Source organism: Streptomyces bobili (genome assembly GCF_002154575.1).
Lineage (GTDB): Bacteria > Actinomycetota > Actinomycetes > Streptomycetales > Streptomycetaceae > Streptomyces > Streptomyces bobili.
Window position 1 is genome coordinate 1 of the sequence record NZ_MUBA01000421.1, and the last position, 20,090, is coordinate 20,090.

The following is a 20,090-nucleotide window of genomic DNA, read 5'->3' on the forward strand; positions in this document are numbered from 1 at the left end:
GCGACGACCGCGCGGGCGAGGGCAAGCTGTCCTCCCGCCTCGGCCTGGTGACCGACGCGGTGGAGGTCGAGGACGGCCAGGACCTGTACGGCTACCTCGTCGACCACCTCTCGCAGGGAGGCCGTGCGGACTACGTGATCGCGGACGAGGCGCAGTTCCTCGCGGAGGAGCAGATCGACCAGCTCGCGCGCGTGGTCGACGACCTCGAGATCGACGTCTACGCCTTCGGGATCACGACCGACTTCCGCTCCAAGCTGTTCCCTGGCTCCCAGCGGCTCGTGGAACTGGCCGACCGCGTGGAGGTCCTCCAGGTCGAGGCCCTGTGCTGGTGCGGCGCCCGCGCCACGCACAACGCGCGCACGGTCGGGGGAGTGATGGTCGTCGAGGGCGCCCAGGTCGTCGTCGGCGACGTCGACCAGGCGGACACCGTCGGCTACGAGGTCCTGTGCCGACGCCACCATCGCCGACGCATGACGGCCGCGTCGGCCCACGCGGCGGTCCTGTCCCCTGACGTGCTGCCGGTCAACTCCGGCTGACCCGGCGCCCGCGACTCTCACCGACGGGCCCGGACTGCTGTCGGGCACGGACGGCCCGGACTGCTGTCGCGCCCCGCCACGGCGCCGATGCGTCTGCTTCGGCGCGTGGGCGCCGTCCTACGGCTTACGGGCCAGTCCGGCGGTGATCAGATGTTCCCAGACGGTGAGTTCCCGTTCGCCGACGCTGTTCCACGGGCTGTCCACCACTTCCGGACGCCACCGGGGCGCGGGAACTATTCCGGGGGCGAGGATCTCCAGACCGTCCAGGAGGGATTCGATCTCCTTGTCGGTGCGCCACCGGCCGCGGCCGAACGTCTGCTGGAGGACTCGCTCGGCCTCCGCCGTCTCGGGGTTGTTGCCGGAACGGAAGTGGCTGACGAAGAAGTAGCTGCCGGAAGGCACCTGGTCGCGCCAGTAGCGGACGATTCCGGCCGGGTCCTCCTCGTCGTTGACGTGGTGAAGGATGGCGCTGAACATCACGGCGACGGGCCGGTCGAAGTCGATCAGCTCCAGGGTCTCCGGGTGCGTGCGTATGGCCTCGGGGTCGCGTACGTCCGCCGGGACCACTCGGGTCCGGTCGTTCTGCTCCAGCAGGGCACGCCCGTGGACCAGTACCTGAGGGTCGATGTCGACGTAGACGACCCGGGACTCCGGAGCATGCCGCTGCGCGACCTGGTGAACGTTGTCCGCGGTCGGAAGGCCACTCCCGAGATCGATGAACTGCCGTACGCCGGTAGTCGTGGCGATCTCCCGGACCGCGCGGGTCAGAGCCGCGCGGTTGGCGAAGGCGATCGCCAGCGACCCGGGAAGATCCCGCTTGAACACGTCGCCGACCTGTCGGTCCACGGCGTAGTTGTCCTTGCCGCCGAGCAGATAGTCGTAGACGCGGGCGATGCTCGGCCGGGTGGGGTCGATCGGGGAGCCTTCATCCGTCATGCCGACCATCTTGTCGCGCGACCCCGGCCGCCGGCCACCGTTTCGGAAGCGTTCGTGGCGGAGAGAACCCGGAGTTCACGGGCCGTCAGCCGACGGCAGGGCCCTCTCCGCGTAGGGCTCGAGCGCGGTGCGCGGTCAGTCGATCTCCGCATAGCTCATGAACCAGTGGGTGTCGAAATAGTGGGCCATCGTGAACGGGTGGTCCGGTTCGGTGAGGACGCGGCAGACGAACTCGGCGGCCTGGCAGTCGAAGGGGATGTCCTCGCCGTCGAAGGACCGGATCACGACGGGCCAACGGTCGGGGTCGTCGCCTTCGGTTCTCCAGCAGTACAGGTTCTCGTGCTCCGTGCCTGCCCAGATGAGCAGGCCGTTCTGCCGATGGCTCGTCCACGGCTCCTGGTTCAGGGTCAGGAATCCGTCGAAGGCGCCTTCTCCGAACGTCTCGACCATGCGCCTGTAGTCGCTCGGCAGCGGAGTGCCCAGACGTGACTCCACCTCCGCCCAGTCCACGTCCGGCCGCTGAGCGGGCAGTGTCCAGCCGGTGGTCCGTAGGAGCCGCTCCATCCAGTCCACGTCCCCGTCCTCGCGCGGAGCGGCCACCAGGGGTTCCGGCACCTCCCTGTGGGTGACGACCAGCACCGGCCGCTCGGTCCCCTCGGCATCCAGCGCCGTACCCGCGCCGACCCACCGATCCCCGTACGCCCACGCCCGTATCGTCACGGCCCGGTCCCCGAAGGGGAGAAGGAGAGCCGCGCCCCTGGACTCGTCGACCGTCGGATCGGTGAAGCCGTCGAGGACGAGGGTGCGCGCGGCGCCGTACCTGCTGTCGAGCCGAACGGACAGGCCCTCCGGGTCCAAGGCGCTGGACAGGTACATGTAGCCGTCCCCCGGGCCGAGTCGGGCCAGCAGGTCGGTGACGGTCGCTTGAGTGAGCTCCATGGCCTCCAGTGAAGCGCACCCCACTGACATCGGACGCGTCCACTCGTCACGCCTTCGACCGCGAGCGCCCGGAACCTTCGGGGAGACCCCGACGGGCCCGTCCCCGTGGGGACTCCCGCCTCCGCCCTCACTCCGCGCCGGCAGCGGACATGTGCGGCGTCCGGTCAGCGCGGTCCCTGGATCAGGGCGAAGCGGGCTCCCTCGGGGTCGGCGACCGTCGCCACGCGTCCGTGCGCGCTGTCATGGGCAGGCGCGAGAACCTGCCCGCCCAGCCCGACGACCCGCGCGACCGCCTCGTCCGTGTCGCCCACCTCGAAGTACGTCATCCAGTGCGGCCCCCGGTCCCGTGGCAGCGCGTCGCCCAGCCCGTGGACTCCGGCGACCGGGCGGTCCGCGAGGTGCAGGGTGACGTAGTCGAAGTCCTCGGATCCCGCCGTCTCCCGGCGGTACCCGAACACCGTCTCGTAGAACTTGACGACGCCCGCCGATTCGAAGGTCAGCAGCTCGTTCCAGGCGGGGGTGCCGTGCACGCCGGTGATGTCCGTGCCGAGGTGGCCCGCCGCCTGCCAGATGCCGAAGACCGCGCCGGCCGGGTCGGAGCCGATGGCCAGGCGTCCGGCCTCGCCTGCGTCCAGCGGACCGACGCCGATCGTGCCGCCGCTCAGGCGCACCGTTTCCGCAGTGGTGTCCGCGTCGTCGGAGGCGAGGTAGGGCGTCCAGGCCACGGGGAGATGGCGGTCCGGGGGGAGCTGGCCGATGCCGGCCACCTCACGGCCGTCGAGCAGGGCCTGTGCGTACGGGCCGAGTTGCCGCGGACCGGGCCGGAACTCCCAGCCGAACAGCTCGCCGTAGAACTCCTGCGTGGCCGTCAATCCATGCACCATCAGGCTCACCCAGCAGGGCGTGCCAGGCGCGTACCGAGTGTGCGCTTCGCCGTTCAGGCCGGCCGGCCCACGTGCCTCGGGCATCGTCACTCTCTCCTCGGCCACTCGCGGTGGCCGCGTCGCTTCCGCACTCCGGCCCCCGGGCCGATGCTCGCACCACCCACGGTGCCGCCCGCTCCGGGCGCGCCGCCGCACAGTGGCGGGCATGTCGGGAGGATGCCTGGTGTGCGCTTCCTCATCCATTTTGTGCGATTGCCGAAGGATGTTGATCGGCTGTACAGCATGTGCCCGATCCCATACGCCTCGTGATCGAGCCTGTCCGGCCGAGCAGAGTAGCCGGACCTGGACGGTGGGGCCACCCCGTGCGCGAGGATGGGGCCATGAACGTCATCATCTCCGCATCCGAACTCGCGAGCGCCCTGGCGGGGGAGAACCCGCCGGTCGTGCTGGACGTCCGCTGGCAGCTCAGCGTGGCGAAGGCGGCCGGCGAGCCGCCGTTCGACGGCCGCGCCGCCTACGCGTCAGGCCACGTACCGGGCGCCGTGTACGTCGACCTGGACCGGGAACTTGCCGGGACGTCCGGTGCGGGAGGCCGTCACCCGCTGCCGGACCTTGCGGAGTTCGGCGCCGCGATGCGCCGGGCGGGCGTGTCGGCCGCGCGGCCGGTGGTCGTGTACGACGGCGGACAGGGCTGGGCGGCGGCGCGCGCGTGGTGGCTGCTGCACTGGACGGGTCACCCGGATGTGCGGGTCCTCGACGGTGGGTTGACGGCTTGGCGGGGGGAGCTGTCGGTCGACGTCCCAGTGCCTGTGGAGGGCGACTTCGAGCCGCGCCCCGGATCGGCGGGGCTGCTCGACGCGGACGCGGCGGCGGCGCTGGCCCGCTCCGGCGTGCTGTTCGACGCGCGCGCGGGCGAGCGGTACCGCGGTGAGGTGGAACCCATCGACCGCGTCGGCGGGCACATTCCCGGCGCGGTGTCGGCGCCGACGACGGACAATGTCCGTGCGGACGGCCGCTTCCTGCCCGCCGAGGACCTGAGGGACCGCTTCACGTCGCTGGGGGCCTCCGACGGCACGGAGGTGGGCGTGTACTGCGGCTCCGGCGTCTCCGGCGCCCATGAGGTACTGGCGCTCGCGGTGGCGGGGATTCCGGCGGCCCTTTACGTCGGTTCGTGGTCGGAGTGGTCCTCGGATCCGTCCCGTCCGGTCGCCGTGGGTCCGGACCCCCGGTAACCCTGTCGCGCGGAACACGGAAACCCTGTCGTGCGGGTCACGAAAAAGGGGCCGCACCGAACGGGTGCGGCCCCTTCCCACGTATGAAGGTGTATGCGAACCGACTTAGGTGAACCGGCGGACGGCGAGGCCGGGTTGCCGTACGGCCGCCCGCTGTCGTCACTCCTGTTTCTTGCGCCTCGTGCCGAACACGATCTCGTCCCAGCTGGGCACCGCGGCGCGACGACCGGGCCGGACGCCGTCGGCCTCCGCCTGGCGGTCGGTGGAGCCGATGAGGCGGTCGCGATGGCTGCCCACCGAGCGGGGCATGAGGACGTCCGCGTAGGCGGAACCGGCGGACGCGGCGGGCGCCGGGGGCTCCTCGGCGGCCGGCTCCTCCGCGGGCTCCTCCGGTTCCTCGGAGGGGATCTCCGGGACGACCATGTCGCCCCGGAAACTCGGCACCGCCTCCAGCAGGCTGGTCAGCGAGTCCCGCTCCCGCTCCCGTTCGCCGGTGCTCTCCTCGGTCGGCTCGGAGGGCGGCGCGGGCGGACTCTGCCGGTCGAGCGCGCGGTCCATCGTGCGGTCGCGGGGCAGCCGGGCGATGCGCGGGACGAACGGGAAGCTGGGCTCCGGCGCGGCGAGATCGTCGGACTCGCCGATCAGCGAGCGCGCCTCGTCGTCGACGGCCTGCACGAGCCGCCGGGGCGGGTCGTACGTCCAACTCGCCGAATGCGGTTCGCCCGCGACCCGGTAGACGAGCAGGACCTCCCAGGTGCCGTCGTCGCGGCGCCAGGAGTCCCACTGGACGGTGTCCTTCTCGGCACCGCGCAGGGTCAGCCGCTCCTGCACGGACTCACCGAGCTGCGGCCCGGCGTTCTCCCCCGGGCGGCGGACCGGAGTCTTGCGGGCCCGCTCGGCCATGAACGCGCGCTCGGCCAGCACGGGGCCTTCGAAGCGGCGTACGCGGTCGACGGGGATGCCTGCCATCTGGGCGACTTCCTCCGCGGTCGCACCGGCACGTATACGCGCCTGGATGTCGCGGGGGCGGAGATGGCTCTCCACCTCGATCTCGATCTGGCCGAGGCGGGGACGGTCGCCGCGGACCGCGGCGCGCAGACGCTCGTCGATCGGAAGCGTGTACTCCGTGCTGTCCGCAGCCTTCAGCACCAGCCGTGTGCCGTCATTCGAGACGGCCACGACACGCAGTTCGGGCATGGGGACCTCCCGGGTGGTGCCTGCCGACGTCACGTGCGTCGCTGCTTCCGCTAGTCGAGTGTGGCCTGCCCGGGTGCAGCCTGCCACAACCTTGCCGAGTTGCCCGGCGTGTCGCACGAGGGTCCTTGATCGCCGTTATGGCACGGTTATCAATTCGCCACGCTAAGTGACCAACTCCGTAACCCTGTGCAACCGGCCCCCTCCTGGCAGTCCGTCAAGGCTCCGGACGTCCTGGTGGGAGACCGGGCCCAGGGCTCGCAACAGTACTCCATTCGGGCCACGCGCGTGGATTGGCTCGCCACCCAACTTCTGGCAAGGAGTGCGACTTGACGATTTGGCAAGCGCTTTCCGCGATCTTGGACGTGGCGTACTTCACGCGATCACCGGAAACGGAACCATCGATTTCGTTCCTACGTCCCTCAGTCGTGCAGTTGGTTGATCGAGCAGGACGACGACGGCGGTACGACATCACCGCAACCCGCCCCGAGCGCGAGCCGGAGGACGGGAACCGGACCGGAGGCGGCCCCCACGCCGACCGGGCCGCTACTGCCCCAGAACCCGTCGCAAGTAGTCGTTCTGGAACCGCCGGTCAGGATCCAGCCGATCCCGCAACGCCGTGAACTCGCCGAACCGCGGGTAGACCCCGGCGAGGTACTCCGCGTCCCGTGTGTGGATCTTGCCCCAGTGCGGCCGGCCCTCGTGCGCGGTGAGGATGCGCTCGGCGGCGGTGAAATAGCCCTGGTACGGCGAACCCTTGACCATATGGACGGCGACGTACGCGCTGTCACGGCCGGAGGCGGTGGACAGGGTGATGTCGTCGGCCGGCGCCATGCGCACCTCCACGGGGAAGCTGATGCGCAGGGGAGAGTGCTCGATCATGGCCTTCAGCTCACGCAGCGTCTCCGTCACCGCCTCGCGCGGTACGGCGTATTCCATCTCCACGAACCGGACCCGGCGGGGCGATGTGAAGACCTTGTAGGGGATGTCCGTGTAACCGCGCGCGGACAGCGCCTTGCTGGACACCTGGGCGATGGCGGGGATCGTGGCGGGCACCGCCCGTCCGACCCACTGGGCCGCCTGGAAGACGCCGTTGGAGAGCAGTTCGTCCTCGAACCAGCCGGCCAACTGCCCCACCGGCCTGCGCGGGCCCGCACTGCGGTTGTTGCGCTTGGTGTTGGTGCTGCCCGTGTGCGGGAACCAGTAGAACTCGAAGTGCTCGTTCTCGGCCCACAGCTCGTCGAAGTCGGCGAGGACCTTGTCGAGCGGCATCGGCTCCTCGCGCGCGGTGAGCAGGAAGATCGGCTCCACGGCGAAGGTGATAGCGGTGATGACACCGAGGGCGCCCAGACCGATCCGGGCCGCCGCGAAGACCTCCGGGTTCTCCTTCTCCGAGCAGTTGAGTACCGAGCCGTCCGCGGTGACCAGCTCCAGGCCCTTGATCTGCGCGGCGATGGAGGCCGACTCACGGCCGGTGCCGTGGGTGCCCGTACTGACGGCCCCGGAGACGGTCTGCTCCATGATGTCGCCCATGTTGGTGAGCGACAGCCCCTCACGTGCCAGGGCCAGGTTGAGTCTCTTGAGCGGAGTTCCGGCCTCAACCGTGACGGTCAAGGCATCGCGATCAATGTTGCGGATCCCGGTCAACAGTTGAGGGCGTATCAACACACCGTCAGTCGCGGCGATCGACGTGAAGGAATGGCCCGTGCCGACCGCCTTGACCGTCAGCCCGTCCTCGGCCGCCCGGCGCACGGCCGCGGCCAGCTCGTCGACGGAGGCGGGCGTGACCTCCCGCGCGGGGCGGGAGGCGACATTGCCGCCCCAGTTACGCCACGTGCCGCTCTTCCCGCTCGCTGTGCTGCTCAACGGTGCCTCCACGACCCGGCGCCGGCCTGCTGAGCCGGCGGTACCCGAGGAAACCGACCGCGACCGCGACGGCCCCGGACACCGCCGGAACCCCGTACCCGGCTCGCGCGCCCGCCGAGTCGATGACCCAGCCGGCGATCGAGGAGCCCAGCGCCACCCCGACCGCGAGCCCGGTACTCACCCAGGTCATGCCCTCGGTCAGCTGCGCGCGCGGTACGTGCTCTTCGATGAGGGACATCGTCGTGATCATCGTGGGAGCGATGGCGAGACCCGCGACGAAGAGCGCCACGGCCAGAAACGGCAAGTTTCCGACCAGTAGGAGGGGGATCATACTCACGCCCATCATGAACACGCCCAGCAACCAGCGTCGCTCGGGGCTTCCCTGGGGGCGCAGCAGACCGAAGACCAGGCCCGCCACGCAGGAACCGGCCGCGTACAGGGCCAGGACCACACTCGCCGCGGCCTTGTGCCCCTGCTCGTCGGCGAAGGCGACGGTGACCACGTCGACCGCCCCGAAGATCGTCCCCGTGGCCACGAACGTCGCCACCAGCACCTGCAGGCCGGGCGAGCGCATCGCCGTACCGCCGCCCTTGCGCTCCTGCGGGTGGGGCTCGGGCTCGGTGGCCCGCTGTGCGGTCAGCCAGAAGACGCCGACGGCGAGGAAGCAGGCCGCCAGCAGCGGACCGGCCTCGGGGAACCAGGCCGTGGACAGACCGATGGAGATGATCGGGCCGAAGATGAAGCAGACCTCGTCCACCACGGACTCGAAGGAGTACGCCGTGTGCAGCTGCGGGGTGCCCCGGTACACGGCCGCCCAGCGGGCCCGGATCATCGCCCCGAGAGAGGGCACCGAACCGATGGCGGCGGCGCACACGAACAGCACCCAGTCCGGCCACTCGAAGTGCGCGGCCAGTAGCAGCCCCGCCGACGCGACGAGTGCGACCAGCGTGGCCGGCCGCAGCACCCTGCGCTGTCCGTGCCGGTCCACCATGCGCGAGATCTGCGGCCCGATCGCCGCCGCCGACAGCGCGATGGTCGCCGAGAGGGCACCCGCGAGGCCGTAGCGCCCGGTGAGCTGGGAGACCATCGTGACCACGCCGATGCCCATCATCGACAGCGGCATGCGGCCGAGGAACCCCGCGGCGGAGAAACGCCTGGAGCCGGGGGCGGCGAACAGGGCGCGGTAGGGGCTGGGCACGGAGGTCTCCGTCGGGTCCGGTCACGCGTGCGTGGCGGCTCGGCACGGCGCGAGGAAGAGGTGGTTCTGCGGGGGCTCGGTAGGTCATGCAACGAGTGCGGCCGGGCGGGTAAGGCGCGTCCGCAGCTGATACAGCTTACGAGTTAGGCAACCCTAACGCACCCCTCGTGCGCCCCTCCGGGCGGGAGCCGCACCGGCACGCCACCCGGTGTTTTTGGGCCGTCGGTCACGGGTGGCAGGATCGAGACATGCGAGACGCGCTCGATGCCACCCCCTACGACGCCCTGCTCCTGCTCTCCTTCGGCGGACCGGAAGGCCCGGACGACGTGGTCCCGTTCCTGGAGAACGTGACACGTGGGCGCGGCATCCCCAAGGAACGCCTCAAGGAAGTCGGGCAGCACTACTTCCTGTTCGGCGGGGTCAGCCCCATCAACGACCAGAACCGCGCCCTGCTGGACGCCCTGCGCAAGGACTTCGCGGACCACGGGCTCGACCTGCCGGTCTACTGGGGCAACCGCAACTGGGCCCCGTACCTGACGGACACCCTGCGCGAGATGGTCGCCGACGGCCGTCGGCGCGTCCTCGTCCTCGCCACCAGCGCCTACGCCTCGTACTCGGGCTGCCGTCAGTACCGCGAGAACCTCGCCGACTCGCTGGCCGCCCTGGAGGCCGAGGGACTGGAGCCGCCGAAGATCGACAAGCTGCGGCACTACTTCAACCACCCGGGCTTCGTGGAGCCCGTGATCGAGGGTGTGCTCCGCTCCCTCGCCGACCTTCCCGAGGACGTCCGGGACCGCGCCCACATCGCCTTCACCACCCACTCCATCCCGACGACGGCCGCCGACACCTCCGGCCCCGTCGAGGACCACGGGGACGGCGGCGCGTACGTCGCGCAGCACCTGGACGTGGCCCGGCTCGTCGCCGACGCGGTCCGCGAGCGCACCGGCGTCGACCATCCCTGGCAGCTCGTCTACCAGTCCCGCTCCGGTGCCCCCCACATCCCGTGGCTGGAGCCCGACATCTGCGACCACCTGGAGGAGCGGCACGCCGCCGGGGTGCCGGCCGTCGTGATGGCACCCATCGGCTTCGTCTCCGACCACATGGAGGTCCTCTACGACCTCGACACGGAGGCCACGGCCAAGGCCGGGGAACTGGGCCTGCCGGTGCGCCGCTCGGCCACCGTCGGCGCCGACCCGCGCTTCGCCGCCGCGGTCCGTGAACTGGTCCTGGAGCGCGCCGCAGCCGAGAGCGGCCGGGCCGTCACCCCGTGCGCCCTGGGGGCCCTCGGCGCGAGCCACGACCTCTGCCCCGTCGGCTGCTGCCCGTCGCGGGCCGCCAAGCCCGCCGCCTCGGGCGCCGACAGCCCGTACGCGTGAGGAGCGCCGTGACCGACCCCCTGCACACCGCACTGCTCGAACTGGCCGGGGAAGCCGCCCGCCGGGCCGGGGACCTGCTGCGGGACGGCCGCCCGGCCGACCTCGCGGTCGCCGCCACCAAGTCGAGCCCGATCGACGTCGTCACCGAGATGGACATCGCGGCCGAGAAACTGATCACCGGCCTGATCTCCGAGCACCGCCCCGACGACGGCTTCCTCGGCGAGGAGGGCGCCTCAAGCGAGGGCAGCAGCGGCATCCGCTGGGTGATCGACCCCCTCGACGGCACCGTGAACTACCTCTACGGGCTGCCCACCTGGGCCGTCTCCATCGCCGCGGAGCAGAACGGCGAGACCGTCGCCGGGGTCGTGGCGATCCCGATGCGCGGTGAGACGTACCGCGCGGTGCGCGGCGGCGGCGCGTGGGCGACCGGGGCCTGGGAGGGCGAGCGCAGCATCGCCTGCCGGCCGGCGGCACCGCTGGAGCAGGCGCTGGTCTCCACCGGCTTCAACTACGTCACCGCGGTCCGCGCCCACCAGGCCGACGTCGCCCAGCGACTGATCCCGCTGCTGCGCGACATCCGGCGCAGCGGCTCGGCGGCCGTCGACCTGTGCGACGTGGCCGTCGGGCGCCTCGACGGGTACTTCGAACGCGGTCTGCACCCCTGGGACCTCGCGGCGGGCGACCTGATCGCCCGGGAGGCGGGCGCCCTGACCGGTGGACGCCCCGGAGAGGGGCCCTCACGCGAGCTGGCGATCGCCGGTACCCCCGGCGTCTTCGAGCCCCTCCAGCGGCTCCTGGAGGACTTCGGCGCCTGGCACGACTGAGCGCACGACGCGTGTCCGGCCGGGCTTGGACCAGGCGGGCGGCGCGGACACACGAAGGGGCCCCGGCGCTGGATTCGCCGGGGCCCCTTCGTCGTGCGGGTGACCTGTTCAGGCCGTCGTCACACCGACCTGCACACCGTGCTCGGCGGCGAGGCGGCGCAGGTCGTCGAGCTCGCCCTGCTCGACCTCCACAAGGAAGTCGTCGCCCTCGTTGCGAGCCCGCGTCAGGTCGGACTCGGTCGCCCTTATGCGCTGCAGAAGTCCTGCGGTGAATGCGTCCATGCTGCGCCCCCTCGTCCTGGGTCGTGGGTCTGTGGCACGGGGGTGTGCCGGTTGGGAAGGGGCGATCACGTCTCCATAGGTGCCCAGCGCTGCCCAGCCGGGCGGCGACGGTGCCGGACACCCACGCCCACTCTGCGGCAAGCGGATCGCGGAGTGCCACATGGTGCTACGGCACATGCAGAGCGTGATCGCGGGGTGTAAAGCCGTCCTCCCCCCGCTCCCTTCCGCAGAAACCTCAACCCGACGAGAAAATCTGGCATTCCCAGGCTTCACACCCGTCCTTCATGGCCCTCGCACTCGTCTTACCGCCGACTTATGGCCGAAAAGGGCAGGATGGAGGAACACACTCACCAAGCCCCCCGCCGACGTGCGCCCACAGCGCGCTACGCGGGTGGACACAGGAAGGACAAGCGACGTGCGCGTACTCGTCGTCGAGGACGAGCAACTGCTCGCCGATGCGGTGGCCACCGGACTGCGCCGGGAGGCCATGGCCGTCGACGTCGTGTACGACGGCGCGGCCGCCCTGGAGCGCATCGGCGTCAACGACTACGACGTGGTCGTCCTCGACCGTGACCTCCCGCTCGTGCACGGCGACGACGTCTGCCGCAAGATCGTCGAGCTGGGCATGCCCACCCGCGTGCTGATGCTCACGGCGTCCGGCGATGTCAGCGACCGCGTCGAGGGCCTGGAGATCGGCGCCGACGACTATCTCCCGAAGCCCTTCGCGTTCAGCGAACTGATCGCACGCGTGCGTGCCCTCGGCCGGCGTACCAGCCTGCCGCTGCCCCCCGTGCTGGAGCGCGCCGGCATCAAGCTCGACCCGAACCGCCGCGAGGTCTTCCGCGACGGCAAGGAGGTGCAGCTCGCCCCGAAGGAGTTCGCCGTCCTGGAGGTGCTGATGCGCAGCGAGGGGGCCGTCGTCTCCGCGGAGCAGCTCCTGGAGAAGGCCTGGGACGAGAACACCGACCCGTTCACCAACGTCGTGCGCGTCACCGTCATGACCCTGCGCCGCAAGCTCGGCGAACCGCCGGTGATCGTCACCGTCCCCGGTTCCGGCTACCGGATCTGAGCTCATGGCCACCACTCCAGCGCCTCCCCAGGCGCCCCCCAAGCCCACCTGGGATCCCCGGAGGCCGCAGGCCCCGTTCCCCTGGCTGCGCCCCACCATCCGGATACGGCTCACGCTGCTGTACGGCGGGATGTTCCTGATCGCCGGCATTCTGCTGCTGTCGATCATCTACCTGCTGGCGGCGAACGCGCTGAACGTCGGCAGCGAACTGCCCTTCAAGATCCTCACCGGGCAGGTCGCCAGCGACATCTGCAACTTCCCCAACGAGCCGACCGCCAGTGAGCTCAACCGGGCGATGAACGAGTGCGCCAACCAGCAGCGCCAGCACGCCCTGGACGACCTTCTCAGCCGCTCCCTGCTGGCCCTTCTCGGGCTCGCCGTGATCGCGTTCGCGTTCGGCTACGCGATGGCCGGCCGTGTGCTCGCCCCGCTCGGCCGGATCCTGCGTACCGCGCGCTCCGTGGCGGGCTCGGACCTGTCCCGCCGTATCGAGCTGGACGGGCCGGACGACGAGCTGAAGGAGCTGGCCGACACCTTCGACGACATGCTGGAGCGGCTGCAGCGCGCCTTCACCGCTCAGCAGCGCTTCGTCGGCAACGCCTCCCACGAGCTGAGAACGCCGCTGGCCATCAACCGCACGCTCCTCGAGGTGCACCTCTCCGACCCGAACGCGCCGGTGGAGCTCCAGCAGCTCGGCAAGACGCTGCTGGCCACCAATGAGCGCAGCGAGCAGCTCGTGGAGGGCCTGCTCCTGCTCGCCCGCAGCGACAACCAGATCGTCGAGCGCAAGCCGGTCGACCTGGCGGAGGTCGCCGGGCAGGCCATCGACCAGGTGCACGGCGAGGCGGAGGCGAAGGGTGTGAAGATCCGCGGGAAGCGGGATTCCGCGGTCGTGCAGGGCAATGGCGTCCTGCTCGAGCGGATCGCGCTTAACCTGGTGCAGAACGCCGTGCGCTACAACGTCCCGGAGGACGGCTGGGTCGAGGTGACCACTGAGGTTCTGCACGGCCAGGCGGTCCTCGTCGTGTCCAATACGGGCCCGGTGGTACCCGCTTACGAGATCGACAATCTTTTCGAGCCCTTCCGGCGGTTGCGCACGGAGCGTACGGGCAGTGACAAGGGCGTCGGGCTCGGCCTGTCGATCGCGCGCTCCGTGGCACGGGCGCACGGCGGCCATATCGCGGCTCAGCCGCGCGAGGGAGGAGGGCTCGTGATGCGAGTCAGCCTGCCGCTCTGAGACCATGCCGCGACACACATGGGCTTGTTCGCTTTAAGCGGAATTTTTAGGGCCTTGATCGGGCTTTCCCGTGTGTGATCGATCACAAGGGCGAATTTCCGGCCATCCACTCTCCGTGATCATGAATGCTGCCGGAAAGCCCGGAAACTCCGGGTTTTCCGGGGTCCTGATCACGGGAAGTACACGGTGAGGCGCTTTTGAAGTGCGGCATTAGGACCGTGTACGGTCCCGATCGCCATCCAAGCCGATCACTCTTGAGGAGTCCGGTTGGGTGTCGATTGAGTAACAGACCTTGATGTGAGGCAAAATCTCCGCCTCGAGGCGGGCACAAGTCCGGCCTCTCACGCGTTACGTGCGCTGGAGACACCGCAGATACCCAGAGGGGGAGAGGCGAAATGGCAACCGACTACGACACCCCACGCAAGACCGACGACGACGTTGACTCCGACAGCCTTGAAGAACTGAAGGCCCGGCGGAACGACAAGTCCGCGTCCGCAGTCGATGTCGACGAGTTCGAGGCCGCAGAAGGCCTGGAACTGCCCGGCGCAGACCTCTCCAATGAGGAGCTGGCTGTCCGGGTTCTGCCCAAGCAGCAGGACGAGTTCACTTGCATGAGCTGCTTCCTGGTGCACCACCGCAGCCAGCTGGCCCGCGAGAAGAACGGCCAGCCGATCTGCCGCGACTGCGACTGAGGGCGGGTCGGCCGTGACTGGCTCGACCCCTCCTCGGAAGCGCCGCTTCCTCCTGTCGGGAGCGGACAAGGGGCCGTCCGACGGCCCTCACGGCGTGCGTGACGACGAGCGAGGCTCATCCGGCAGGGGAATTGTCCCTGCGGGATCGGCCTCGCTCGAAGCGGCGGGCGACCGGGGTGACCTCCCGGCGCCGGCTCAGGGCGCCGCGCCCGTCGCCAGGCGACGGGCCGCGGCGATCCGCCACAAGGCGGTGGACCTGGCCAAGGAAGGCGCCCGCAGGGGCGGCAGCCGCGCCAGGGCGGGTCTCGCCCACCTCGCCGACCGAATCATCGAGATGGCCCCGCGGGTCCCCGTACGGGATCTTCGGACGCTCCGCAGGCAGTTCCCCGGACTGGGGCCGGAGCAGCTCGCCGACAAGCTGGTGGCGGGCGCGGCGAAGGCCACCTCCACCGTGGGTGCGGGTATCGGCGCGGCGGCCATGCTGCCCGTACCGCCGGCCATGCCGGCCGAGATCGCCGCGGAGATCAGCGGCGTGGCGGCGATCGAACTGAAACTGATCGCCGAACTGCACGAGGTCTACGGCGTACGCCCCGCCGGCAACCTCGTCGAACGCAGCACCTCCTACCTGCGCTCGTGGTCGGGCGAACGCGGCGTGGACGTACTCAAGCCCGCCTCGTTCAACTCCGCGCTCGGCGGCCAGATGAAGCGCGAGCTGCGGCAGCAGATCATGAAACGCATGGTCCGCGACCTGCCGAACCTCATGCCCTTCCTGGTGGGGGCGGCCGTGGGTGCGCTCATGAACCGCCGGGACACCAGGAAACTGGCGGTGAAGGTCCGGGCGGACCTGCGCAGGATGCAGGTGCCGTGGGACGAGCTGCCCGAGCTGCCGCCCCTGGAGAAGCCGGAGCACCCGCTGCCCCTGCGGGACGAACCCCGGGAACTCGGGGGCTGAGCGAAGTCTTCGCGCGGGGGAGGAGAAACCTTTCCCCCGCCGCGGTCGCCCGCCCGGCACGTCCCGCGAGACCTGTCTACGCGGCGGTTTCGCGCGCCGCTCGCAGCGCCTCGGCCAGCCGCTGCGGTTCACGGGTCGACAGGTACAGGTACGGCGTCGGGTCGGACGGGTCGGTGACCTCGACGCGCAGCGCGGTGGGGATGTACGCGCGCAGGAGCAGGAACGCCCTGGTGTCCGCCTTGTACGTGCGCCAGGCCTGCGCTTCCTCGGCGTCCAGTACCTCCGCCTCACCCAGGGCAGCGACCGGGATCTTCGCCTCTCCCGCGATCAGGGAGTCACCGACCACGCGGATGCGCATCGAGCCGTAGGAACTGGCCGCGACCGCGGCTACCGCGGTGCCGCCGACCAGGCCGCCGAGCAGCGGCAGGGTGCCGAACGGCAGCAGGATCAGGGCGAAGGCGACGCCCACGAGGAACGAGATGAACCACCAGGAGCGGGGAGCGGTGAGGCGTTCGTCGTACGGGGTGGCGGAGAGCTGCATGTACCCAAGCTTGGCACGGTGGCCGGACCGTGCCCGGATCAGGGGTGGCCCGCGCTCAGCGCTGCCGGTCGGGGTGCGGGTGGGCGACCGGCGGGCGGGTAAGGTCTGCGGCTGTGAGTGGTACTTCCGCAGCTCTTCAGCCTCCGGCCGGCGCCGTGAAACCGGTCCGGCACCCCGATGCGCCCGCGCCCGGCGAGCTTCTCGGCGCGCACTACGAACACTGTTTCGGGTGCGGCGGCGGGCAGTCGCACGGGCTGCACCTGGAGGCACGGGCCGGCGAGGGCGTGACCGTCACCGCGGAGTTCACCGTGCAGGCCGCTCATCAGGGGGCGCCCGGCCTGGCGCACGGCGGGGTCCTGGCCACCGCGCTCGACGAGACGCTCGGTTCGCTGAACTGGCTGCTGCGCACGATCGCCGTGACCGGACGGCTGGAGACCGACTTCGCGCGGCCCGTACCCGTCGGTACCACGCTGCATCTGGAGGCCGAGGTGACGGCCGTGGCCGGACGGAAGATCTACTCCACCGCCACCGGCCGGATCGGCGGACCCGCCGGACCCGTTGCCGTCCGCGCGGACGCTCTCTTCGTCGAGGTCGACGTGAAGCACTTCGTCGAGCACGGCCGTCGGGCGGAGATCGACGCCGCCATGAGCGACCCGGACCAGGTCCGGCGCACCCGCGCCTTCGAGGTGAACCCGTGAGCCGTGAGCCCGTGCCCGTGCTGATCCGGCGCGTGGACCCTGACGTACCGCTTCCGACGTACGCGCATCCCGGTGACGCCGGTGCCGATCTGCGGACCACCGAGAGCTGTGAACTGGGGCCCGGGGAGCGGGTCGTACTGCCCACAGGGGTGTCCATCGCGCTGCCTGAGGGGTACGCGGCCTTCGTGCACCCCCGGTCGGGGCTGGCCGCCCGGTGCGGCGTCGCCCTCGTGAATGCCCCAGGGACGGTTGATGCCGGGTACCGTGGGGAGATCAAGGTGATCGTGGTGAATCTCGACCCGCGCGAGTCCGTGCGGTTCGAGCGCTTCGACCGGATTGCCCAACTGGTTGTCCAGCAGGTCGAGAAGGTCCGCTTCCAGGAGGTCGCGGAGCTTCCCGATTCGGTGCGGGCCGAGGGGGGCTTCGGGTCCACCGGTGGCCACGCCGCCGTGGACGGCGGAAGCGGCACAAACGGTCATGCCGCCGTGGGCGGCGCGACGGGTGGGAATCGATACGCTTCGGTCGTATCCGACCGGGAAGGACAGTGACGTGTTCGGACGTCGCAAGAAGAAGGGTGCCGCCGAGGACGCGGCCGGCGAGGCCGAGCAGGTCGTCGACAGCGTCGACACTGGGGCGGACGAGACGGACGAGGCAGAGGGCGGACGCGAGCGCGTACGGCTGGAGCCGGAGCCGCGGCCCGACGGACCCTGGGACAGCTCGGAGGTGCGCGACCCGGCAGAGGGCCGCGTCGATCTGGGCGGCCTTTTCGTGCCCGGTGTCGACGGCATGGAGCTGCGGGTGGAGGTCGCCGGTGACGCGATCGTCGCGGCGACCGTCGTGCTGCGCGACAGTGCCGTCCAGCTCCAGGCCTTCGCCGCTCCCAAGCGCGAGGGCATCTGGGGCGAGGTGCGCGAGGAGATCGGCTCCGGCATCACCCAGCAGGGCGGCATCATCGACGAGGTCGAGGGGCCGCTGGGCTGGGAGCTGCGGGCACAGGTGCCGGTGCAGCTGCCGGACGGCACGAGCGGTTTCCATGTTGTGCGGTTCGTCGGCGTGGACGGTCCCCGTTGGTTCCTGCGCGGGGTGATCTCGGGGCAGGGCGCGGTGCAGCCGCAGGCCGCGGGTCTGCTGGAGCAGATCTTCCGGGACACGGTCGTCGTCCGTGGTGAGGGCCCCATGGCGCCCCGCGACCCGATCGTCCTGAAGCTGCCGAACGACGCTCAGATGGTTCCCGAGACCGTTCAGCAGGAGGACGCGGGTTCCCGCTTCTCCGGCGGCATGGGTCAGTTGCAGCGCGGACCGGAGATCACGGAAGTCCGCTAGCGGGCCCGCCGCTCGGCAAGCAGTCACAGAAAAGGGCCGCATCCCCTTCCGGGGGTGCGGCCCTTTCGGCGTGCGCGCACCCTTGACGCCCCATTGGTCTGTACCTACGGTCTCCGCTCAACGCCTAGTTCATAAGGGCGCTCTTTGTTCACATACGAGAACGGAGTCGCTGTGCGTAGACCCGCATTCCTCGTGACCGTCGCCGCCCTCCTCCTGGGCACCCTCGCCTCACCCGCCGCCACCCGCGCCGAGGCCGCCCCCGCCGCGTTCGCCCATCCCGGCGTCACCGTCTCCCGGGCCCAGCTCGACTTCGCCCGCCGACAGGTCGACGCCGGCGCCCAGCCCTGGAAGGGTGCCTACGACCGGATGCTCGCGAGCAGGTATGCCGACCTGAACCGCGTCCCCAAGCCGCGCGCGATCGTCGAGTGCGGCTCGTACTCCAACCCGAACAACGGCTGCACGGACGAGCGCGAGGACGCCATCGCCGCCTACACCCAGGCCCTGGCCTGGTACGTCACGGGCGACGCGCGGCACGCCAGGAAGGCCATCGAGCTGATGGACGCCTGGTCCGCGGTGATCAAGGATCACACCAACAGCAACGCGCCCCTCCAGGCCGGCTGGGCGGGCTCCTCCTGGCCCAAGGCGGCCGAGATCATCAAGTACACGTATACCGGCACCTGGGCCGGCTCCGGGCGCTTCGCCGGCATGCTCCGCGACGTCTACCTCCCGGAGGTCATCAACGGCTCGAACTCCAACGGCAACTGGGAACTGTCGATGATGGAGGCCGCCGTCGGCATCTCCGTCTTCCTGGAGGACAAGGCGTCCTACGACAAGGCCATGGCGAAGTTCCGCACCCGCACGGGCGCCTACGTCTACCTCGCGTCCGACGGTGATCTGCCGAGGACCGTACCGAGCCAGAACCTCGACACCCGGGCGAAGATCGTCGCCTACTGGCAGGGCCAGTCCACCTTCGTCAACGGCCTCAGCCAGGAGACCTGCCGGGACTTCACCCACACCGGGTACGGCATCTCGGCGATCGCGCACATCGCCGAGACCAGCCGGATCCAGGGCGAGGACCTGTACGGCACCGATGTCGGCGAACGTCTGCGGCACGCCCTCGGCCTCCACGCCACGTACCAGCTCGGCACCGCCGCACCGAGTTGGCTGTGCGGCGGCTCGCTGAAGCTGGGCCTCGGTCCGGTCACGGAGGTCGGCTACAACGCGCTGCACAACCGGCTCGGCATCGCGATGACGAACACCGGGACGCTGACCCTCCAGAACCGCCCTGCGGGCAGCAACAATCTCTTCCTCGCCTGGGAGACGCTCACGCACGGGGACAGCACGGTGTGAGAGAGGGCGTCGCGGTGTGCCGGTGACGGCTTCCGCAGAGCAGGTGAAACCGGGACCCTCCGACGTGAACCGTTCGGAGGGTCCCGTCCGATGTAGTGGTGAGGGGAAGCGACGAGGGATCGACGAGGGATCGAGGGGGAGAGCGTATGACCGGGTCGGCCTGCGGGGTGTCCGCCGCGTCAGGGTTGCGTCAAAGGCATCCCGCGCCGTCCCTCTCGCTCCCTTTGTCCATGTCGTCGGCCGTAAGGTCGACGCTGCGCAGGCAGGAGTCGGCGGAAGACAATGAGGACATGGCACGCGGCAAGCTTCGGATCCACCTCGGCGCGGCACCGGGCGTGGGCAAGACGTACGCGATGCTGTCCGAAGCCCACCGGCGTGTGGAACGGGGCACGGACTGCGTGGTGGCGTTCGTCGAGCACTATGACCGGCCTCGTACGGCGGCGATGCTGCACGGCCTGGAGGAAATTCCCCGACGGCAGCTGGAGCACCGGGCTGCCGTCCTCACCGAGATGGACGTGGACGCGGTGCTCGCCCGCGGTCCCCGGGTCGCCCTCGTGGACGAGCTGGCCCACACGAACGTCCCTGGCTCACGCAACGCCAAGCGCTGGCAGGACGTGGACGAGCTGCTCGGCGCGGGCATCGACGTGATCTCCACGGTGAACATCCAGCACCTGGAGTCCCTCGGCGACGTCGTGGAGTCGATCACGGGAGTGCGGCAGCACGAGACGGTCCCGGACGAGTTCGTACGCCGTGCCGACCAGATCGAGCTGGTCGACATGTCGCCGCAGTCCCTGCGCCGCCGCATGGCCCACGGCAACATCTACACACCGGACAAGGTCGACGCGGCCCTGTCCAACTACTTCCGGCCGGGCAACCTCACCGCCCTGCGGGAACTGGCCCTGCTGTGGGTCGCCGACCGGGTCGACGAGCACCTGAAGCAGTACCGCAGCGAGCACCGGGT

21 protein-coding genes are annotated in these 20,090 nt (G+C 70.5%); 13 read left to right on the plus strand and 8 right to left on the minus strand.

Annotated elements, in window-relative coordinates; translation table 11 throughout:
• On the plus strand, positions 1-536 hold a 536-nt coding region (locus BZL64_RS28705; protein WP_086772078.1), incomplete at its 5' end, for a thymidine kinase.
• A 117-nt stretch (positions 537-653) separates the two neighbouring features.
• Here the strand turns inward: BZL64_RS28705 and BZL64_RS28710 are convergent.
• The 3 genes from BZL64_RS28710 to BZL64_RS28720 form a co-directional block, all read right to left on the minus strand.
• Positions 654-1,481 (minus strand): SAM-dependent methyltransferase, encoded by an 828-nt coding sequence (locus BZL64_RS28710; RefSeq protein WP_086772079.1) that lies wholly within the window; start codon positions 1,479-1,481, stop codon positions 654-656.
• Positions 1,482-1,607: 126 nt separating this feature from the next.
• Positions 1,608-2,411, minus strand: a complete 804-nt coding sequence (locus tag BZL64_RS28715; RefSeq protein WP_086772080.1) for an SMI1/KNR4 family protein — start codon at positions 2,409-2,411, stop codon at positions 1,608-1,610.
• A gap of 164 nt (positions 2,412-2,575) precedes the next feature.
• Complete coding sequence (locus BZL64_RS28720) at positions 2,576-3,379, minus strand: VOC family protein (protein WP_086772081.1); 804 nt, start codon at positions 3,377-3,379, stop codon at positions 2,576-2,578.
• A gap of 296 nt (positions 3,380-3,675) precedes the next feature.
• On the opposite strand from BZL64_RS28720, the gene BZL64_RS28730 reads away from it, so the two are divergent.
• The gene (locus BZL64_RS28730) at positions 3,676-4,527 is read left to right on the plus strand and encodes a sulfurtransferase (RefSeq protein WP_086772083.1); all 852 of its coding nucleotides are present in this window, start codon (positions 3,676-3,678) and stop codon (positions 4,525-4,527) included.
• Between the two features lie 159 nt (positions 4,528-4,686).
• Here BZL64_RS28730 and sepH read toward each other — a convergent pair whose 3' ends face one another.
• From sepH to BZL64_RS28745, 3 genes are all read right to left on the minus strand, one after another.
• Positions 4,687-5,724 (minus strand): septation protein SepH, encoded by a 1,038-nt coding sequence (gene sepH / locus BZL64_RS28735; protein ID WP_086772084.1) that lies wholly within the window; start codon positions 5,722-5,724, stop codon positions 4,687-4,689.
• A 543-nt stretch (positions 5,725-6,267) separates the two neighbouring features.
• The gene (locus BZL64_RS28740; RefSeq protein WP_086772085.1) at positions 6,268-7,587 is read right to left on the minus strand and encodes a D-arabinono-1,4-lactone oxidase; all 1,320 of its coding nucleotides are present in this window, start codon (positions 7,585-7,587) and stop codon (positions 6,268-6,270) included.
• Positions 7,547-8,785, minus strand: coding sequence for an MFS transporter (locus BZL64_RS28745; protein WP_086772086.1), 1,239 nt, complete (start codon positions 8,783-8,785; stop codon positions 7,547-7,549). The genes BZL64_RS28740 and BZL64_RS28745 overlap by 41 nt, the downstream gene beginning before the upstream one ends.
• 248 nt (positions 8,786-9,033) lie before the next feature.
• On the opposite strand from BZL64_RS28745, the gene BZL64_RS28750 reads away from it, so the two are divergent.
• Positions 9,034-10,161, plus strand: coding sequence for a ferrochelatase (locus tag BZL64_RS28750; RefSeq protein WP_086772087.1), 1,128 nt, complete (start codon positions 9,034-9,036; stop codon positions 10,159-10,161).
• A gap of 8 nt (positions 10,162-10,169) precedes the next feature.
• Positions 10,170-10,985 (plus strand): inositol monophosphatase family protein, encoded by an 816-nt coding sequence (locus BZL64_RS28755; RefSeq protein WP_086772088.1) that lies wholly within the window; start codon positions 10,170-10,172, stop codon positions 10,983-10,985.
• A gap of 108 nt (positions 10,986-11,093) precedes the next feature.
• Here the strand turns inward: BZL64_RS28755 and BZL64_RS40320 are convergent, their stop codons facing one another.
• Positions 11,094-11,267 carry a hypothetical protein gene (locus tag BZL64_RS40320; protein ID WP_167396212.1) on the minus strand — a complete coding sequence of 58 codons (174 nt, stop codon included), beginning with the start codon at positions 11,265-11,267 and terminating at the stop codon, positions 11,094-11,096.
• A 415-nt stretch (positions 11,268-11,682) separates the two neighbouring features.
• On the opposite strand from BZL64_RS40320, the gene BZL64_RS28760 reads away from it, so the two are divergent.
• From BZL64_RS28760 to BZL64_RS28775, 4 genes are all read left to right on the plus strand, one after another.
• Positions 11,683-12,336: a response regulator transcription factor gene (locus tag BZL64_RS28760; protein WP_020125132.1), complete on the plus strand. Its 654-nt coding sequence runs from the start codon at positions 11,683-11,685 to the stop codon at positions 12,334-12,336.
• Between the two features lie 4 nt (positions 12,337-12,340).
• Positions 12,341-13,573: a sensor histidine kinase gene (locus BZL64_RS28765; protein WP_086772089.1), complete on the plus strand. Its 1,233-nt coding sequence runs from the start codon at positions 12,341-12,343 to the stop codon at positions 13,571-13,573.
• A gap of 395 nt (positions 13,574-13,968) precedes the next feature.
• A complete protein-coding gene (locus tag BZL64_RS28770; RefSeq protein WP_003993510.1) occupies positions 13,969-14,265 on the plus strand; it encodes a DUF4193 domain-containing protein in 297 nt (98 codons plus the stop codon).
• Positions 14,266-14,278: 13 nt separating this feature from the next.
• A complete protein-coding gene (locus BZL64_RS28775; RefSeq protein WP_208639540.1) occupies positions 14,279-15,217 on the plus strand; it encodes a hypothetical protein in 939 nt (312 codons plus the stop codon).
• A 76-nt stretch (positions 15,218-15,293) separates the two neighbouring features.
• Here the strand turns inward: BZL64_RS28775 and BZL64_RS28780 are convergent, their stop codons facing one another.
• Positions 15,294-15,758, minus strand: a complete 465-nt coding sequence (locus tag BZL64_RS28780; protein WP_086772090.1) for a DUF3093 domain-containing protein — start codon at positions 15,756-15,758, stop codon at positions 15,294-15,296.
• 113 nt (positions 15,759-15,871) lie between these two features.
• On the opposite strand from BZL64_RS28780, the gene BZL64_RS28785 reads away from it, so the two are divergent.
• From BZL64_RS28785 to BZL64_RS28805, 5 genes are all read left to right on the plus strand, one after another.
• On the plus strand, positions 15,872-16,456 hold the full coding sequence (locus BZL64_RS28785) for a PaaI family thioesterase (RefSeq protein WP_086772091.1): 585 nt from the start codon (positions 15,872-15,874) through the stop codon (positions 16,454-16,456).
• Positions 16,453-17,004 (plus strand): dUTP diphosphatase, encoded by a 552-nt coding sequence (dut, locus tag BZL64_RS28790; RefSeq protein ID WP_086772092.1) that lies wholly within the window; start codon positions 16,453-16,455, stop codon positions 17,002-17,004. The genes BZL64_RS28785 and dut overlap by 4 nt, the downstream gene beginning before the upstream one ends.
• 1 nt (position 17,005) lies before the next feature.
• The gene (locus BZL64_RS28795; RefSeq protein WP_086772093.1) at positions 17,006-17,779 is read left to right on the plus strand and encodes a DUF3710 domain-containing protein; all 774 of its coding nucleotides are present in this window, start codon (positions 17,006-17,008) and stop codon (positions 17,777-17,779) included.
• 171 nt (positions 17,780-17,950) lie between these two features.
• Entirely contained in the window at positions 17,951-19,129 is a 1,179-nt protein-coding gene (locus BZL64_RS28800) for an alginate lyase family protein (protein ID WP_086772094.1), read from the plus strand.
• 290 nt (positions 19,130-19,419) lie between these two features.
• The coding region (locus BZL64_RS28805; protein ID WP_483025111.1) for a histidine kinase at positions 19,420-20,090 on the plus strand (671 nt) is incomplete at its 3' end.

What these genes read in the sequence shown, in the direction of transcription:
- BZL64_RS28750 (WP_086772087.1), top strand. Translation starts at nt 9,034, where the DNA reads ATGCGAGACGCGCTCGATGCCACCCCCTACGACGCCCTGCTCCTGCTC.
- BZL64_RS28780 (WP_086772090.1), bottom strand. Translation starts at nt 15,758, where the DNA reads ATGCAGCTCTCCGCCACCCCGTACGACGAACGCCTCACCGCTCCCCGC.
- BZL64_RS28715 (WP_086772080.1), bottom strand. Translation starts at nt 2,411, where the DNA reads ATGGAGCTCACTCAAGCGACCGTCACCGACCTGCTGGCCCGACTCGGC.
- sepH (WP_086772084.1), bottom strand. Translation starts at nt 5,724, where the DNA reads ATGCCCGAACTGCGTGTCGTGGCCGTCTCGAATGACGGCACACGGCTG.
- BZL64_RS28710 (WP_086772079.1), bottom strand. Translation starts at nt 1,481, where the DNA reads ATGGTCGGCATGACGGATGAAGGCTCCCCGATCGACCCCACCCGGCCG.
- BZL64_RS28720 (WP_086772081.1), bottom strand. Translation starts at nt 3,379, where the DNA reads ATGCCCGAGGCACGTGGGCCGGCCGGCCTGAACGGCGAAGCGCACACT.
- BZL64_RS28765 (WP_086772089.1), top strand. Translation starts at nt 12,341, where the DNA reads ATGGCCACCACTCCAGCGCCTCCCCAGGCGCCCCCCAAGCCCACCTGG.
- BZL64_RS40320 (WP_167396212.1), bottom strand. Translation starts at nt 11,267, where the DNA reads ATGGACGCATTCACCGCAGGACTTCTGCAGCGCATAAGGGCGACCGAG.
- BZL64_RS28770 (WP_003993510.1), top strand. Translation starts at nt 13,969, where the DNA reads ATGGCAACCGACTACGACACCCCACGCAAGACCGACGACGACGTTGAC.
- BZL64_RS28730 (WP_086772083.1), top strand. Translation starts at nt 3,676, where the DNA reads ATGAACGTCATCATCTCCGCATCCGAACTCGCGAGCGCCCTGGCGGGG.